Annotated in this window: 14 protein-coding genes and 1 pseudogene; 7 read left to right on the top strand and 8 right to left on the bottom strand. The window is 68.6% G+C overall.

Features of this window, described 5'->3' with window-relative positions; translation table 11 throughout:
* The first annotated feature begins 19 nt into the window (after positions 1–19).
* A pseudogene (locus tag ACWPN3_RS20830) lies at positions 20–1,133 on the top strand (anhydro-N-acetylmuramic acid kinase).
* On the opposite strand, the gene ACWPN3_RS20825 reads toward ACWPN3_RS20830, so the two are convergent.
* On the bottom strand, positions 1,031–2,683 hold the full coding sequence (locus ACWPN3_RS20825) for a hypothetical protein (RefSeq protein ID WP_492241012.1): 1,653 nt from the start codon (positions 2,681–2,683) through the stop codon (positions 1,031–1,033). The pseudogene ACWPN3_RS20830 and the gene ACWPN3_RS20825 sit on opposite strands and share 103 nt — an antisense overlap.
* A 57-nt stretch (positions 2,684–2,740) precedes the next feature.
* Positions 2,741–3,394 (bottom strand): leucyl/phenylalanyl-tRNA--protein transferase, encoded by a 654-nt coding sequence (aat, locus tag ACWPN3_RS20820; protein WP_492241389.1) that lies wholly within the window; start codon positions 3,392–3,394, stop codon positions 2,741–2,743.
* Positions 3,395–3,544: 150 nt separating this feature from the next.
* Here aat and ACWPN3_RS20815 point away from each other — a divergent pair, with 150 nt between their 5' ends.
* Positions 3,545–4,291, top strand: a complete 747-nt coding sequence (locus tag ACWPN3_RS20815) for a ribonuclease T2 family protein (protein WP_492241011.1) — start codon at positions 3,545–3,547, stop codon at positions 4,289–4,291.
* 3 nt (positions 4,292–4,294) lie between these two features.
* Here the strand turns inward: ACWPN3_RS20815 and ACWPN3_RS20810 are convergent, their stop codons facing one another.
* A complete protein-coding gene (locus tag ACWPN3_RS20810) occupies positions 4,295–5,218 on the bottom strand; it encodes an NAD(P)H-hydrate dehydratase (RefSeq protein ID WP_492241010.1) in 924 nt (307 codons plus the stop codon).
* Positions 5,219–5,258: 40 nt separating this feature from the next.
* The gene (locus ACWPN3_RS20805; protein ID WP_109445589.1) at positions 5,259–6,038 is read right to left on the bottom strand and encodes a histidine phosphatase family protein; all 780 of its coding nucleotides are present in this window, start codon (positions 6,036–6,038) and stop codon (positions 5,259–5,261) included.
* A gap of 193 nt (positions 6,039–6,231) precedes the next feature.
* Between ACWPN3_RS20805 and ACWPN3_RS20800 the strand changes: the two genes are divergently transcribed.
* The 5 genes from ACWPN3_RS20800 to ACWPN3_RS20780 all read left to right on the top strand — a co-directional run bounded on the left by ACWPN3_RS20800 (position 6,232) and on the right by ACWPN3_RS20780 (position 10,711).
* Positions 6,232–7,338 carry an alkene reductase gene (locus ACWPN3_RS20800; RefSeq protein ID WP_492241009.1) on the top strand — a complete coding sequence of 369 codons (1,107 nt, stop codon included), beginning with the start codon at positions 6,232–6,234 and terminating at the stop codon, positions 7,336–7,338.
* Between the two features lie 255 nt (positions 7,339–7,593).
* A complete protein-coding gene (locus ACWPN3_RS20795) occupies positions 7,594–8,160 on the top strand; it encodes a cold-shock protein (RefSeq protein WP_109445593.1) in 567 nt (188 codons plus the stop codon).
* Positions 8,161–8,576: 416 nt separating this feature from the next.
* Positions 8,577–9,209 (top strand): YgjV family protein, encoded by a 633-nt coding sequence (locus ACWPN3_RS20790; protein WP_492241008.1) that lies wholly within the window; start codon positions 8,577–8,579, stop codon positions 9,207–9,209.
* Positions 9,206–9,913, top strand: coding sequence for a Crp/Fnr family transcriptional regulator (locus ACWPN3_RS20785; RefSeq protein WP_492241007.1), 708 nt, complete (start codon positions 9,206–9,208; stop codon positions 9,911–9,913). The genes ACWPN3_RS20790 and ACWPN3_RS20785 overlap by 4 nt, the downstream gene beginning before the upstream one ends.
* Positions 9,914–10,093: 180 nt before the next feature.
* Positions 10,094–10,711 (top strand): MT-A70 family methyltransferase, encoded by a 618-nt coding sequence (locus ACWPN3_RS20780; protein ID WP_492261717.1) that lies wholly within the window; start codon positions 10,094–10,096, stop codon positions 10,709–10,711.
* Between the two features lie 41 nt (positions 10,712–10,752).
* Here ACWPN3_RS20780 and ACWPN3_RS20775 read toward each other — a convergent pair whose 3' ends face one another.
* The 4 genes from ACWPN3_RS20775 to ACWPN3_RS20760 all read right to left on the bottom strand — a co-directional run bounded on the left by ACWPN3_RS20775 (position 10,753) and on the right by ACWPN3_RS20760 (position 15,289).
* Complete coding sequence (locus ACWPN3_RS20775; protein WP_492241006.1) at positions 10,753–11,382, bottom strand: HAD family hydrolase; 630 nt, start codon at positions 11,380–11,382, stop codon at positions 10,753–10,755.
* A gap of 13 nt (positions 11,383–11,395) precedes the next feature.
* Positions 11,396–12,175 carry a DsbA family protein gene (locus tag ACWPN3_RS20770; protein ID WP_492241005.1) on the bottom strand — a complete coding sequence of 260 codons (780 nt, stop codon included), beginning with the start codon at positions 12,173–12,175 and terminating at the stop codon, positions 11,396–11,398.
* Positions 12,176–12,319: 144 nt separating this feature from the next.
* Entirely contained in the window at positions 12,320–13,750 is a 1,431-nt protein-coding gene (locus tag ACWPN3_RS20765; protein WP_492241004.1) for an esterase-like activity of phytase family protein, read from the bottom strand.
* Between the two features lie 162 nt (positions 13,751–13,912).
* The gene (locus tag ACWPN3_RS20760; protein ID WP_098739175.1) at positions 13,913–15,289 is read right to left on the bottom strand and encodes a M48 family metalloprotease; all 1,377 of its coding nucleotides are present in this window, start codon (positions 15,287–15,289) and stop codon (positions 13,913–13,915) included.
* Between the last annotated feature and the right edge of the window lie 9 nt (positions 15,290–15,298).

Genomic DNA, 15,298 nt, shown 5'->3' with positions numbered 1-15,298 from the left:
CACAGGGGATGCGGAGCGGATGATGGAAGCGAAGGAGGGGCTGCGCACGGTCGTCGGCCTGATGAGCGGCACGTCGATGGATGGCATCGACGCCGCTCTGCTGCGCACCGACGGCCGCGACCGGGTGGAGGCGCTGGACTTCCTGACCATCCCCTATGATGACGGCTTCCGGACCCGGCTGCGCGGCTGCCTCGGCAAAAGCGATGTCAGCGGCGGGCCGGTGGCGGAGGTCGAGCGCGACCTGACCGACGCTCATGCCGACGCGGTGCGCCGCCTGCTCGACAAGGCGGGCGTCGCGGCGGCGGAGGTCGAGCTGATCGGTTTCCACGGCCATACCATCCATCACGATCCCGGCCGGCGCCTGACCTGCCAGATCGGCGACGGTGCCCGGCTGGCCGCGGCGACCGGCATCGCCGTGGTCAACGATTTGCGCAGCGCCGACGTCGCCGCGGGCGGGCAGGGCGCGCCGCTGGTTCCGCTGTTCCACCGGGCGCTGGCCCATGGGCTGCCGCGCCCGCTCGCCGTCCTCAACATCGGCGGCGTCGCCAATGTCAGCTGGATCGGTCCCGACCCGCAGGAGGGAGAGGCCGAGGTGATCGCCTGCGACACCGGGCCGGGCAATGCCCTGATCGACGACTGGGTGCTGCGCCATGGGCTTGGCCGCTTCGATGCCGGCGGTGCGCTGGCGGCGGCGGGGCAAGTGGACGAACTCGGCGCTGGCAGCACTGATGGGCCATCCCTATTTCGGCTGTCCGGCGCCCAAGTCGCTGGACCGCGACGCCTTCGACCCGGCGCCGGTGGCGGCATTGTCGCCGCAGGACGGTGCGGCCACCCTGACCGCCTTCACCGCCGCATCGGTCGCCTCCGTCGTGCCCCATTTGCCGGCGCCGCCGGTGCGCTGGCTGGTCTGCGGCGGCGGGCGCCACAACGCCACGCTGATGGCGATGCTGGCCGACCGGCTGGGCGTGCCCGTCGAACCGGCCGACACGGTCGGCTGGGACGGCGACGCGCTGGAGGCGCAGGCCTTCGGCTACCTCGCCGTGCGCAGCAGGCTGGGGCTGCCGCTCAGCCTGCCGGCGACTACCGGGGTGCCGGTGCCCATGCCCGGCGGCGTGTTCCACCCGGTCGGCTGACCCAATCCGGTGCGCCCCGTCCGGCCGGCAGGCAAAGGGTCGCGGCTGCGGGCCGTCGCGAGCAGAACCAATGCTGCGAAGGGCACGAGCCAGATCACGCGGTTCTGATAGCGGTCATGGACGGCCGACAGCCCGCCGGTGACGGCGGCGTTCAGCGTCAGCCCGATGCCGATCACCAGAATTAGCATCCGCACCCGCCTGTCGACGCGCCGCCAGCGCCCCAGCCCGAGCGCGGCCAGCCCAAGAACGCCGAGCGACAGCGACAGATCCTGGACCAGCGCCAGCCCGTCGCGGGGAAAGCGCTGCTGCGTTTGCAGCGACCGGTCGAAGGCGGCATAGACCGCTGACGGGAAACGGCTGAACAGACGGCGGGTCAGCGGCTTGACAGGGTCGTTGAGGGTGTCGTCGGGCTGGACCTCGACGAACTGGCCGGCGGCATTCGCCAGCCCATGTTCGGCGACCGCGGCCGGACGGCTGGCGATGGTGTTGTGGGCGATCTCGGCCGCCTCCGCCACGAAGCGGGGCTGGTCGCCGAAGCGGCGGCGGGCGCCGTCGGGATGCCAGAGGAAATAGTCGGAGGTGACGTAGCCGGGCGCACTGCGGTCCAGCACATCGAGGCTGCCGCACAGCAGGTAATCGCGGTTGCGGCAGGCCTCTGCCAGATAGTCGCGCGCCGGACCGTCGCCGATCAGCCGGGCGAGCAGGAAGACGGGCGAGCTTTCGGACAGCACCGGCCGGCCGGCGGTCAGCAGGTTGGAGCCGGTCAGCAGCCCGACCGCCAACACCATCGGCAACAGCACCCCCCAGGCCAGCGACCGCAGCATCGCGCGGTCGTGCCACAGCGCCCAGAGCCCGAGCAGGACGATCATCCCGCCCAGGATCGCCAGATGGCTGAGATGGGAGACGATCGTTCCAGTGAGCGCCGCAACGGTCAGCAGCCGCTGAACGGCGGTCAGGGTAGGCCAACGGACGACGACGACATAGACCAGCAGGATCACCAGCCCGGTCAGGAAGTCCGGCATGATCGTCGCGGCGTGCAGCGACAGGCTGGTGGTCAGCCCCAGCACCGCGGCAATGCCGATGAACAATCCCGGCCGGTCCGGTGCTCCCGCCGCACTCAGGGCCGCGCGCAGGACCGCCGCCGCCAGCATGCCCTGGGCGAGCGGGATCAGCCAGACGCCCCAGCCGCCGGCGAAGGGCAGCAGGAACAGCATGTAGCCGAAGGGCCGCAGGAAGAAGATGTTGGGCGACGGCAGGCCGTGCGGCGACAGGTCCGGCGGCGGCGTCCAGGCGGGCTGGGCCGCCCGGTGCAGGATGTTGAAGGCCGGCTCCAGATAGCCCGGCGTGTCGTCGAAGGTCAGCGGAAAGCCGTTCAGCACCAGCAACGGTGCGCCGATCAGAACTCCTGCCAGGATTAGAAGAAGGGCAGGCGAAATCCAGGATGCGTTCCAGAAGCGCATGGGCGCCTTCCAGCCATGGCGGTGGATGCGCGGAGGATGGCCGTCCCCGTTGCGGCGCACAACGGATCGGGCGGGGTAGAGCGGGTACATGGGGCGGCGCTTCCGGGCATGACCCCCGGTGGCGGGATGCCCCGTCAGCCCGTCGATTCAGCCGGGTGGCGTGACTGCCGACTCGAGGAGTTCGGCCAGCGCCGCCGGCTGGTGGACGCCGCGGAAGTCGGTCTTGCGCTCCATCGCCGCGGCAAGGCGGCGGCGGTACTCGTTGCGCGGGATCTCGACGGCGCCGAACCGGCTGAGATGCTCGGTCACGAACTGGGTGTCGAGCAGGGCGAAGCCGGCGGCGCGCAGCCGGGCGACCAGATGGACCAGCGCCACCTTGCTGGCCCCGGTCTCGCGGCTGAACATGCTCTCGCCGAAATAGGCGCCGCCGATCGCCACCCCGTACAGCCCGCCGACCAGCCGGCCGTCGCGCCAGCATTCCACGCTGTGGGCGAAGCCGGCGTCGAACAGATCGCCGTAAAGGCGGACGATGTCGTCGTTGATCCAGGTCTTCGGCCGTTCTTCCGTCGCTTCGGCGCAACCCTCGATCACCGCGCGGAAGGCGCTGTCGAAGCGAAGCTCGAAGGGACAGCGCCGCAGCGTCTTGCGCAGGCTGCGCGCCACATGGAAGCCGTCCAGCGGCAGGATGCCGCGGCGTTCCGGGTCGAACCAGTGAAGCTCCCGCGATTCGGCGCTTTCGGCCATCGGGAAGATGCCGGCGGCATAGGCGCGCAGCAGAATCGGGGCGGACAGGGTGAACATGCCGGTCACTATACCCTCTGCCGGGACGGAACGCGCAAACGTTCGGCACAGTGAGAATTGGCCGGGTGATGCCGGCGTCGAGACCCCGCGACAGAAACATCCTTCCATGGTATGCAACGCAGGGAAGCACATCCCTGGGGGAAGACCGTCATGCGAAATGCCGCCGCCGCCATTCTGTCCGTCCTGGTTGCCGGACTGTTCACCGCAAGCCCTTCCTGGGCGCAGAGGCGGGCGGAGCCGGGGACCTTCGATTACTACATCCTGTCGCTGTCCTGGACGCCGACCTACTGTGCCCGCGACAGGAACGGTCCCGATCCCGATCAGTGCGGCGACCGGAAATACGGCTTCGTCGTCCATGGCCTGTGGCCGCAGTACAATGACGGCAGCTATCCCGCCACTTGCACCCGCGACCGCAATTTGCCCAAGACGGTGGTGGACCAGACCATGCCGGTGATGCCGAGCGTTGGCCTGATGATGCATGAATGGCGCAAGCACGGGACATGCTCGGGCCTGACCGCGGCCGACTATTTCGCCAAGCTGCGCGCCGCAGCGGCCAAGGTGACGATTCCCGAGACGATCAGGGCGCCCGGCCCGACCGTGCCGGCGACCCAGGTCGAGCGGCTGTTCCTCGACGCCAATCCCGGCCTGACGGCGGAAGGGGTGGCGGTCATCTGCTCCCGCCGCGACGTGTCGGAGGTGCGGGTCTGCCTGAACAAGGAGCTGGGCTTCGTCGCCTGCGGCCAGAAAGTTGTCGACCGCTGCCGCGACCGCGACGCGGCCCTGTCGGCCGAGGTGGCGCCGTCGCAGCCGCGCCGCAGCATGTCGCCCCCGGCCACCCCGGCCCTGCCGCCGGCTCCAGCACCGGCCCCGGCCAGTGTCGGCGCCCCGCTGCGGTAAGGCTCAGCGGCCATCCGATTCGCTCGCCAGCGCCGCCATCACCGCCGGGATCTCCGCCAGCAGTTCGCGGGCGAGGAAGCCCAGCGGGCCGATGCGGCGGGTCAGGCGGTTGCCGGCCTCGCCATGCAGGTAGACGCCCCAGATTGCGGCCTGTTCCGGTCTGGCGCCGCGTGCCAGCAGGCCGGTGACGATCCCGGCCAGCGTATCGCCGGACCCGGAGGTCGCCAGCCCCACCGTGCCGCCGCGGTAGGCCCAAGCGCGGCCGTCCGGGGCGACGATGCGGGTGCAGCTTCCCTTCAACGCCACCACCGCCTTCAACCGGTCAGCCGCCTGTCTTGCGCAGCCGAGCGGATCGGCGTCCACCCGGTCGCGGGAACAGCCGAGCAGCCCGGCCATCTCGCCGGCATGGGGGGTGATCACCACGCGGCCCTCATGACGGTGCAGCGCCGCCGCGTTCCGGCGCAACCCGGCCAGCGCCCCGGCATCCAGCACGAAGCACGGCCCGTCCGCGCCCGCCTCAAGATGGCTCAGCAGTTCTGCGGTCAGGTCGGCGACGGCCTCCTCGTTCATCATGCCCGGACCGATCAGCACCGTGTCGCAGCGTGAGGCCCGCTCGGACAACACCGCAGCCGAGTCGGGGGCGATCTCGCCGTCGGCGGTCTCGGGCAATCCGGCGACCAGCGCCTCCGGCAGGGCGAGGCCCAGATGGGGCGCGATGCTGGCTGCGGTGGCGATCTGCAGCTTGCCGGCCCCCGCCCGCAGCACGCCGATCCCGGCGAGCAGGGCGCCGCCCGGAACCGGAACGCTGCCGGCCACCACCAGCACCCGTCCGCGGGTTTCCTTGTCGCCGTGACCGTCCGGCTGGGGCAGGGGCATGCCACGCAGAAGCTCGGCGGTGACGGGGATTTCCTCGGCTGGGGCGTCCAATCGCTCCTCCTCGTCGGGTGCAAGTGATGGAGATGGCGGCTTAGCGCGCGGCGATGGCGGCATCCGGCTCGGCGGTGACCGGGGCGCCGGCCTCCTCCAGCGGGGCGACGAAGTTGTAGCGGTGCAGCAGCAGTCCGCCGCGAGGGCCCGCCTGGGCGTCGAATCGGTATTCGGTGACGGAGCAGTTGGCGACGTCGCCGGCCGCGTCGATGGCCAGGATTTCCTGCTCGGTCAGGTTCTCCAACAGGTAGCGCAGGCACAGCACCACCACCTGATGACCGACGATCAGCACCCGCCGGCCGCCGTGATGCAGGCTGACGGTGTCGAGCGCGCTGCGCAGCCTCAGGATCACGTCGCACCAGCTCTCGCCCCCCGGCGGCCGGTGATAGAATTTCCCGAGCAGGCGGCGGAACTCGGCCTGCTCGGGAAATTCCTGGCGGATGCCGGCGGTGGTCAGCCGGTCGAGCACGCCGAATTCCTTCTCGCGCAGCCGTTCGTCGACGACGAAGTCGTTGGGGTGGACCGGCATTCCGCCCGACTGGTGCAGCCGTTCCGCCGTGCGCATCGCCCGCCGGTAGGGGGAGGTCAGAACCACGTCCGGCCGCTCCACCGCCGGCATGGCCGCGAACCAGCGGCCGAGCGCGTCGGACTGCCGCTCGCCCAGCGGGCTGAGCGGAACGTCCACGTCGCGTTCGGCGATGTCGATCCGGCTGAGCCCGGCGGCGTGCGCGGCGTCGCGGGCGACGTTCCCGGCGCTTTCACCGTGGCGGACGATCCAGAGGCGGTCGGGCCAAGGGTGCTGTAACGGCGGGTGCTGCATCGGCGGTCCCGTTTTCTGAAGGAAATCTGCCGGGAATAACCGCTGGAGAGCCGGAAAGGTCCCGCTGGAGCGACCGACCCGGTATGGCAGCCATGCCGCCCTTTGGGTTGCTGCGGTGCAGCGGAGCCTTGCCGGATGCCGATGGCGCGCCACACTTTCCTGTCGAGTTTCCAATCAGCAGAATGGATCGGACATGACGGACAGCCAGGACGCGGCCCCCCTGTTCCAGCCGGTGACGATCGGGCGCTACAGCTTGCCCAACCGCATCGCCATGGCGCCGCTGACCCGCAGCCGCACCGACAACGCCACCGGCGTGCCGACCGCGATGAACGCCGAATATTACGCCCAGCGTGCCACCGCCGGCCTGATCGTCGCGGAGGCGACCCAGATCTCGCCGCAGGGCAAGGGCTATGCCTACACCCCCGGCATCCACAGCGCCGAACAGGTGGCGGGCTGGAAGCTGGTGACCGACGCCGTCCATGCGAAGGGCGGGCACATCTGCCTGCAACTCTGGCATGTCGGCCGCATCTCCCACCCCAACCTGCAGCCGGGCGGCGCCCTGCCGGTGGCCCCGTCGGCGGTCAAGCCGGAGATGAAGGCCTTCACCGTCGACGGCTTTAAGGATATCCCGGCTCCACGGGCGCTCGATGTGTCGGAACTGCCGGGGATCGTCGAGGATTACCGCCGCGCCACCCGCAATGCGCTGGCCGCCGGCTTCGACATGGTGGAGGTGCATGCCGCCAACGGCTATCTGATCGACCAGTTCCTGCGCGACGGCACCAACAAGCGCACCGACGCCTATGGCGGTTCCGTCGAGAATCGCGCCCGCTTCCTGTTCGAGGTGCTGGACGCCGTGGTGGCGGAGGCCGGGGCCGACCGCGTCGGTATCCGCCTGTCGCCGCTGAGCCCGGCCAACGATGCCCAGGAAAGCGACCCGGTCGGCACCTTCAGCCCGGTGATCCGCCGCCTGAACGGTTACGGTCTGGCCTATCTGCACATGATCGAGGGCGTGACCCGCGGCCCGCATCCCGGATTCGGCGGCGATCTCGCCGAACTGCGCGGGCTCTACACGGGCCGCTACATGGCCAACAACGTCTATGACCGTGCCATGGCGATCGAGGCGACGGCGAACGGTCATGCCGACATGATCGCCTTCGGCCGGCCCTTCATCGCCAACCCCGATCTGGTGGAGCGGCTGCGCATCGACGCCCCGCTGGCCGAACCGGACCAGAAGACCTTCTACGGCGGCGACCGCCACGGCTACACCGACTATCCCACATTGGAGCAGTCGGCCGGCTGATACCGCGGCGCACGGGGGGCGTGCATAAACCGTCCGAGTTCGCGCCGCCGGTCGCGGTACGGGAGTGCCGGAGACGGGGACGGAGCGGCACTTCGGTGCCGCCTTCGCCCGGCCGACGAGCCGGCGGGTGGGGAAGCGTGAGCCTGGGGTGGGGCAATTAACGGCGATTCGGTCATCTTTCCTTTGGAAGGCTTGACCTGGGATCGGATACCTGTGACAACAGACTTTCGGCACACTCTATGAGCTTGAAGACACATGTTCGACCGCCCGCCCCGCCAGGGCTTCCGCGCTCCCGAGATCACCAAGTCCAACGTCACCGCCACCGTGAAGTGGTTTAACCCCACCAAGGGGTTCGGCTTCGTGTCGCCTGAGGACGGTTCGCCCGATGCCTTCCTGCACGTCTCTGCGGTTCAGGCCGCCGGCTACGACGCGCTGGACGAAGGCACCACCATCACCTGTGACCTGGCCCGTGGGCCGAAGGGTCCGCAGGTTGCCTCCATCCACACGGTCGATACGTCGACCGCTCAGCGTTCGGCCCGTCCGCGGACGACCGGTGGCTTCGACCGTGGCGGTTATGACCGCGGCGGCTACGATGCCGGCGGCGGCGCCGGTGGCGAAGAAGTCGACGGCACCGTGAAGTGGTTCAATGCCGATAAGGGCTTTGGCTTCATCACGCCCAGCACCGGTGGCAAGGACGTCTTCGTCCACGTCAACGTGCTGCGCCGTTCGGGCATGCAGACCCTCCAGGAAGGCGATCAGGTGCGCGTCACCGTTCGCCAGGGCCAGAAGGGTCCGGAAGCGGGCAAGGTCGAGTACCTGTAAGGCTCCGGAATATCCGGGCCTCGGCCGTATGGCGTTCGTCCTCTCCGGATGCACGCCGCCTCGGCCGGCTCCGCTTGGCTGAAAAGCCTGACGAAGCCCCGAGCCGCTTTGGCTCCGGGCTTCCCGGTGAGAGTCCGGACTTTCAGCGCACGGTGCCTCCCTTTTGGGGTGCGCCGTGCGTTCCTGTCTTTTAATCTGCTGCTTTTGCGGTCCTGGCTCGTGAGTGATCCGGCCGTGGCTCCAGTTCGGCCCGGCTGTTCGTTGCGTGTGTCTTCTCCGCTCCTTTCTGTTTCCTCCCGCCTGCTTTTTTGGCGCCGCCCTCCGGGGCGGCCGGCGCTGGTGAATCAGCCGGCTTGTCCAGGCTGGCTTGCCGGCCTCTCTTCTGCCGCCCCAAGCTGTCGAAGGCGCGATTCGGCATGAACGAGCTGCTGACCGTCCTGCTTCCGGCCGCTGAGGGCGGCGGGTGGTCCCTGGCGCAGCTGGTGGGTTTTTGCGGCATGCTCGGCGGCATGCTCTGGCCCTTCTTCCGCAGCCGTACCGGCATGCTGCTGGTGCAATTGGTGCCTTGCCTCTGTTTCGCCCTGCATTTCGCCATGGTGGGCTCTCCGACGGCGGCAGCGCTGAACGGGCTTGCGGCGCTTCAGGTGATGGCGGCGCTGGCGATCGGCGGCCGGCCGGCCTTCCGCATCGCCTATCTGCTGATTCTGCCGGTGATCGCCACGGTGATGGCCCTCACCTGGTCCGGTCTGCCCTCGGCCTTCGCCGCGGCGGGAATGGCGCTGATCAGCCTCGCCCGGTACCAAACACAGGTTGCGCGTTTCCGCGGCACCATGCTGGTGGCTTTGCCCTGTTGGTTCGTGCACAACAGTCTGGTGGGATCGGTGCCGGGGATGATCTCAGACGTCACCGGGATCGTCGTCAATGGTTGGATGCTGCTGCGCGGCACCGGGATGGCGGCCTCATCGGCATCGATAGTGACACCAATGGCGACACCGATGGCCCCACCAACACCAATTCCGTCGTCAAGCGGGGAGGGGAAGCTGCCATGACCGTCAACCATTCGAACCTGTCTGCGGAAGACGCCGCCGCACTGCGCGCGATCCCGCTGTTCGCCAAGTTGACCGACCGTGCGGTGTCGCTGCTCGGCGGCGCCGCCATCGTGCGGCCGGTGTCGCGCGGCACCACCCTGTTTCTGCAGGACGAGACCGCCGACCGTTTCTTCGTCCTGCTCGACGGCTGGGTGAAGCTGTATCGCCTGACCCGCGACGGGACGGAGGCGGTGGTGCATGTCATCGGCCCGGCGGAAAGCTTCGCCGAGGCCGCCATGTTTGCCGACGGCAAATTCCCGGTCTGTGCGGAGGCGGTGACCGACGCCCGCGTGATGACCCTGACCGCCGACGGATTCGCCCGCTGCCTGCGCGAGGACGACCGCATCGCCTTCGGCATGCTGGGGTCGTTGTCCGTCCGGCTGCGCCATCTGGTGACGCAGATCGAACAGCTCCAGGTCCAGCCGGCACCGCAGCGGGTCGCCGCCTTCCTGATGCGCGTCTGCCCGCCGGGCGACGGGCCGGCACAGTTCCAGCTTCCCTTCGACAAGGCATTGATCGCCCGCCGCCTGGGCATGCAGCCGGAAACCCTGTCGCGGGCACTGGCCAAGCTGCGGGCCGTGGGCGTGGAAACCCAGGGGCTGACCGTCAACGTTTCCGAGCGTGCCGCCCTGCGCGCCATGGCGGAGGCCGGCGAGGAGGAGTGACGGGATTGCGGGCACCGGCGGCTGTGACAGCATCGGCTCCGCGGTTCAGACCGGATTGACGGCGCTGTCCCCCCGTGCGAGTTTGCACCCCTTCCGGTACCGCATTTGTTCAGGATTTCGAGGCAGCGATGGGCGACAGCAAGACGGTGGAGACGACATCGGATCCGGCGCAGGAATCTGGTGGCCTTCGCCGGTGACCGGCGCTTCGCCACCGTGATGGCGGACCCGCCCTGGCGCTTCGTCAATCGCACCGGCAAGATGGCGCCGGAGCACCGCCGCCTGTCGCGCTACGGCACCATGACGGTGGAGGACATCTGTGCCCTGCCGGTCGCCGACATCGCCGCGCCGACCGCTCATCTCTATCTCTGGGTCCCCAACGCCCTGCTGCCGGAAGGCTTGCAGGTCATGCGCAGCTGGGGGTTCGAGTACAAGACCAACCTGATCTGGCACAAGGTGCGCAAGGATGGCGGGTCGGACGGGCGCGGCGTCGGCTTCTATTTCCGCAACGTGACAGAACTGATCCTGTTCGGTGTGCGTGGCAAGAAGGCCCGGACGCTGTCCCCCGGCCGCACCCAGGTCAATCTGATCGAAAGCCGCAAGCGGGAGCACAGCCGCAAGCCCGACGAGCAGTATGAACTGATCGAGGCGTGCAGCCCCGGCCCCTATCTGGAGATGTTCGCCCGCGGCGCCCGGCCCAACTGGTCGGTCTGGGGCAATCAGGCCGACGACGGCTATGAGCCGACCTGGAAGACCTACGCGTTCAACTCCGCCACCGACCGCGAGGCGGCAGCGGAGTGATCTGGACGACGTGATCCGGCGGGAGCAACGGCTCCCCCGCGTCACAGCATTCCCAGCGACTCCAAGTCCCGCCGCAGCGCCTCGGCGCCCATGAACAGGTGCGCCGACATGCCCACCGACTTCGCCGCCTCGACATTGTCGGGGTTGTCGTCGATGAAATAGCAGTCCTTCGGTTCGAGTCCGTAACGATCTGTCAGCAGCCGATAGATCGCCGGATCGGGCTTCACCAGCCGTTCCGCACCCGAAACGATGATTCCGTCGAAGCCGTTCAGGAAGTCGAAGCGCTTGCGCGTCAGCTCGAACTTGTCGACCGAGAAGTTGGTGATGGCATAGACGGGGACGCCGCGGGCCTTCAATTCCGCCAGGATCTCCGGGGTGCCGGGGATCGGGCGGGGCACCATGCGTTCCCACATGTCGTCATAGGCGCGGATCAGCTCGGCGCAATCCGGATGCTCTTCGGTCAGCAGGGCGACCGCATCCTTCCAGGGGCGGCCGCGGTCCTGCTCAAGGTTCCAGGCGGGGGTGCAGACCCCGTCGAGGAAATCCTCCATCAGGTCTTCGTAGCCATCGAACAGCTCGCGGTAGAGATGCCGCGGATCCCATTCGATCAGCACCTGCCCGACGTCGAAAACGACGATGGACGGCTTGGCCCGCTCGGTCATTCCGGTCATCGAACGATCCGCCTCAACCCTTGGCACGGGCGGCGTCGGTCAGCCGCTTCATGTCGTCCAGCTTGATGGCGCCCGGCACCAGCTCGTCACCGAAGATGAAGGCGGGGGTGCCGCGGATGCTCAGCTTCTCGGCCAGCGCCTGGTTGGCGGCGATCACCTTCAGCACGTCCGGCGATTCCATGTCCTTCTTCAGCCGGTCGGTGTCGAGCCCGACCGACTTGGCCAGCCGCATGATGACCGCCTCGTCCAGCTGGCCGCGCTGGGCCATCAGGGCATTGTGGAATTCGACATATTTGCCCTGCCCACGGGAGGCGAGCGCCGCCTTGGAGGCGACCAGGGAGGCCGGCCCCAGGATCGGGAATTCCTTCAGCACGAAGCGCAGCTTGGGATCGCCCTTGATCAGCGACTGGGTGTCGGCCTGCACCGCCTTGCAGTAGCCGCACTGGTAATCGAAGAACTCCACGACCGTGACGTCGCCCTGCGGGTTGCCGATGACCGGATCGGCGGGGTTGCGGAGCAGTTCCTGCTTGTTCTCGGTCAGCGCCTTGCGGGCCTGTTCGGCCTCCGCCGTCTTCTGGCGCTCCTGCATGGCGTCAACGGCCTGCAGGATCACCTCCGGATGCTCCATCAGGTAGTCGCGGACGATCTTCTCGATGGCGGCCTTCTGGTTGCCGTCGAAGCTCGCCGATTGCGCATGGGCCGGAGCGACGGCGGACAGCGCCAGCGCCGCAACGGGCAGGGCGAGCAGGGCGGAACGCAGGAACGGCAGGGCGGGGCGCATAAGGCGGCGCATGGGGGGCGGTCTCCGAAACGCGAAGGACATTGGGCCGAAGGCCGCCCACACTGGACCGACAATCCGGCCCGGACAAGCGCAAAACGCCTGCCCGGACCTCACGTTTCAGCGAGCGGTCAGTCTTCAGCCGTCAGCCGTCAGCCGTCAGCGGGCGCGCAGCAGTTCGCCCACCGACAGCAGCGCCATCTCGTCCCCGTCTGCCCTGCCGATGGTCCGGCCGGTGGAATAGGGCAGGTTGTTGTCGTTGACGACGACGATGTGGTCGGCATCGACGATGTTCACCCCCTCCGGCCCGAGATGGGGCATGACGAAGCGGCCTTCCGGCGCCTGGTCGGCGCGGGCCTTGTGGTCGGGGTCGGCAATGTCGGTCAGGTCGATGTAGCCGACCTTGCGGACGAAGCCGTCGGCATCCGCCCCGGCGATGTCGATCTTGTAGATGCGCTTGAAGGCGGCCGGCGCGTTGAAGCAGTCCGGCTTGATTTCGCCCTGGCAGGCCTGGGTCTTCGCCCCTTCGGTGGTGTCGTCGCGCTCGATCACCAGGGCGCTGCCGGCGTCGATCATCGCCATGTCAGCGACGACGTTGGCGTTGTCCTCCAGCCTGTACTTCCACGACTTGCCGGTGTACGTGCGGCTGGCGACGTCAAACTCCAGGACGCGGGTGTACGCTCGGCCGTCCTTGCTCTCGAAGGCATTGGCGGCGGCATTCCACAGCGGGCCTTCCAGCGACGGGTACAGCGTCTTGCCGTCCGGCGATACGCCCATCGGCTCGAACCCGCGGGAGCGGCGGACCTCGAAGCTGACGGTGCCCGGCACCGCCGGCAGGCCGTTGTTGCGGTAATGGTCGGGCGAGCGCGCCGGCTTGCCGTCGATCACCGTCTCATGCACCGCGATCACCACGCCGTCCCGGCTCAGCTCCAGGATATAGGGGCCGAACTCGTCGCCGATGAACAGGCGGTCGTTCTGGACCACCAGCGATTCCGGATCGAAATCGGCACCGGTCAGGTAGCGGCTGCCGGTGTTCTCGTTGACAATGGCGAAGGGGACCTTGCGGTCGGGATCGCGCAGGAAGGTCGTTTCCAGCCGTTGCATGGCGCCGCTCCGCCAGTCCGGCTTGACGCGGTGGACCATCAGCAGCGCATCGACCGAGTTCACCTTGCTGCCGAAGCCGTTGTCGGTCAGCGCCAGGAACTCGCCATTCGGTTGCGGCACGACGGCGGAGAAGCCCTGGACCGCCTGGCCTGCGACCGGCAGCAGGATTTCCGTCTCTCGCGGAGCCTTCGGGTCGGCGGCGAAGGATGTGGCGCGGATGGTGCCCACGGCATCGACGCGCTTGCGGTCGGCATTGGTGAACTTGCCGGCGGTGGCGAACAGCGGACCGGCATCGGCCGGCGCCTGCACCAGCGTGTCGGCCGGCAACACCGCATGGCCGGCGAGTGTGGCGGGATAGCGCTTGGCCTGCTGGTCCTGCGCCTGGGCCGCGGCAACGGTCAGGCTGGCGGACATCAGGGCGACGGTGGCAAGCAGGGTGCCGCGCCAGGACGGGAGGCGCCAGGACGGCAGGCGGACTGACGGCATGCGGTGTACTCCGTGGACGGAACCGCGCGCCCTGTTTCACTCAGGCGCGCTCGATGTCCGCGGAATAGCAAGCGGCGATGACGTGGCCGGGACGGTTCAATGACCGTTGCGTTACCGGAAGGACGCTTTAGTCATATGACCCGTGCTTCGCCGGCAATCCCGTCAGCGCTCCGGCTTGTCGGCCCCGCCGGTCTGGCCGCGGATGTCCTGGGCGCGCAGCCAGCCGGGCGATCCGGCAGGCAGCATCCTTTCCGCCCGCTCTGCCTGGGCCTTGGCCATCGGCATGTCGCCTCTGGCCAGCGCCTCTTCCGCCGTGGCGTAGGCGACCATGCCGTCGTTCTTCTTCATGCTCCAGGCCTGGGCGGTCAGCCGCCACAGGAAGGCTGACTGCGCCTTGCCCTTGGACGCGATCTGCAAATTCTTCAGCGCCTCGTCGGCCAGACGGGGGTCATGCTGTTCCAGCAGGGCATGGGCGAGGGAGACCCGGATCGTTCCGGCATCGGAACCGGCCATCTCCACGGCCTTCCGATAGGGGGCCACCGCATCCGGCGCCCGGCCGGTCTGCAGCATCAAATCGCCCTTCATCTCGTAGAGATAGGGATTCTTCGGTTCGTCGGCGATCAGCCCGTCGACCAGCGGCGTCGCCTGCTTGACATCGCCCTGGCGGAAATAAGCATAGGCGCGACCGTAGCGGGCGGCCGGCGACGGATCGTTCACCTTGTAGCGGACCAGGGCGCCGCGCGGGTCGAGATAGCCGTAAAGCTTGGCCTGGACGCGCCGCAGGTCGGCCTCCGTCGCCGATGGCAGCTGGGCATTGCTGTAGCGGGAGCGGGCGACGAAGGCCTTCACCGCGTCGATGCGCTCGCGCGTCAGCGGGTGGGTCAGGCGATAGCCGGCGTCGCGGTCGTTCATCAGCGGGTCGTTGACGCCCAGCTTCTCAAGGAAGGTCTCCATGCCCTTTGCGGAGATGCCCGACTGTTCCAGGAAGGACAGGCCGGCCTGATCGGCCGACGCCTCCTGCGTGCGGGAGAAGGACAGGTAGTTCCGCTCCGCCAGATGCTGGCCCAGCATGACGCCGGCCGCACCGGCACCGGCATTCCGCGAGGCCAAGCCGCCGGCGATGCCGAGACCCATGCCGAGCAGCGAGGCGAGGAAGGCGTTGTCCATCGCCTCCGCCCCGCGGACCAGATGGCCGCCGGAGATGTGGCCGGTTTCATGCGCGATGACGCCCAGCAACTGGTCGGCGTTGTCGACGTCCAGCAGCAGCCCGGTGTGGATGAAGATGTTCTGTCCGCCAGCGACGAAGGCGTTCACCGTCGGATCGTTGATCAACAGAATCTGCACCGAGTCCGGGTCGATGCCGGCCGCCTGGAAGATTGGCCGGGCCATCTTGCGGATGATATGGTCCGTCTCGGCGTCGCTGAGGATTTGCATCTCGGAGCGGCGCTGCGCGCTCGCCGGTGGCGCTCCCCACACCAGCGACATCAGACATACGGACATGATGGCGACGACCGAAACCAGCCTGCTGGGCTTGCGCACCGTGACGAC

Source organism: Azospirillum sp. UENF 111221 (assembly GCF_058780625.1).
This window is presented reverse-complemented; position numbering and strand designations above follow the sequence as displayed.

Coding starts and splice junctions, on each gene's coding strand:
- ACWPN3_RS20765 (WP_492241004.1), bottom strand. CDS start 13,750: ATGCCGTCAGTCCGCCTGCCGTCCTGGCGCCTCCCGTCCTGGCGCGGC.
- ACWPN3_RS20825 (WP_492241012.1), bottom strand. CDS start 2,683: ATGTACCCGCTCTACCCCGCCCGATCCGTTGTGCGCCGCAACGGGGAC.
- ACWPN3_RS20785 (WP_492241007.1), top strand. CDS start 9,206: ATGACCGTCAACCATTCGAACCTGTCTGCGGAAGACGCCGCCGCACTG.
- ACWPN3_RS20775 (WP_492241006.1), bottom strand. CDS start 11,382: ATGACCGGAATGACCGAGCGGGCCAAGCCGTCCATCGTCGTTTTCGAC.
- ACWPN3_RS20790 (WP_492241008.1), top strand. CDS start 8,577: ATGAACGAGCTGCTGACCGTCCTGCTTCCGGCCGCTGAGGGCGGCGGG.
- ACWPN3_RS20800 (WP_492241009.1), top strand. CDS start 6,232: ATGACGGACAGCCAGGACGCGGCCCCCCTGTTCCAGCCGGTGACGATC.
- ACWPN3_RS20805 (WP_109445589.1), bottom strand. CDS start 6,038: ATGCAGCACCCGCCGTTACAGCACCCTTGGCCCGACCGCCTCTGGATC.
- ACWPN3_RS20795 (WP_109445593.1), top strand. CDS start 7,594: ATGTTCGACCGCCCGCCCCGCCAGGGCTTCCGCGCTCCCGAGATCACC.
- ACWPN3_RS20815 (WP_492241011.1), top strand. CDS start 3,545: ATGCGAAATGCCGCCGCCGCCATTCTGTCCGTCCTGGTTGCCGGACTG.
- ACWPN3_RS20770 (WP_492241005.1), bottom strand. CDS start 12,175: ATGCGCCGCCTTATGCGCCCCGCCCTGCCGTTCCTGCGTTCCGCCCTG.
- aat (WP_492241389.1), bottom strand. CDS start 3,394: ATGTTCACCCTGTCCGCCCCGATTCTGCTGCGCGCCTATGCCGCCGGC.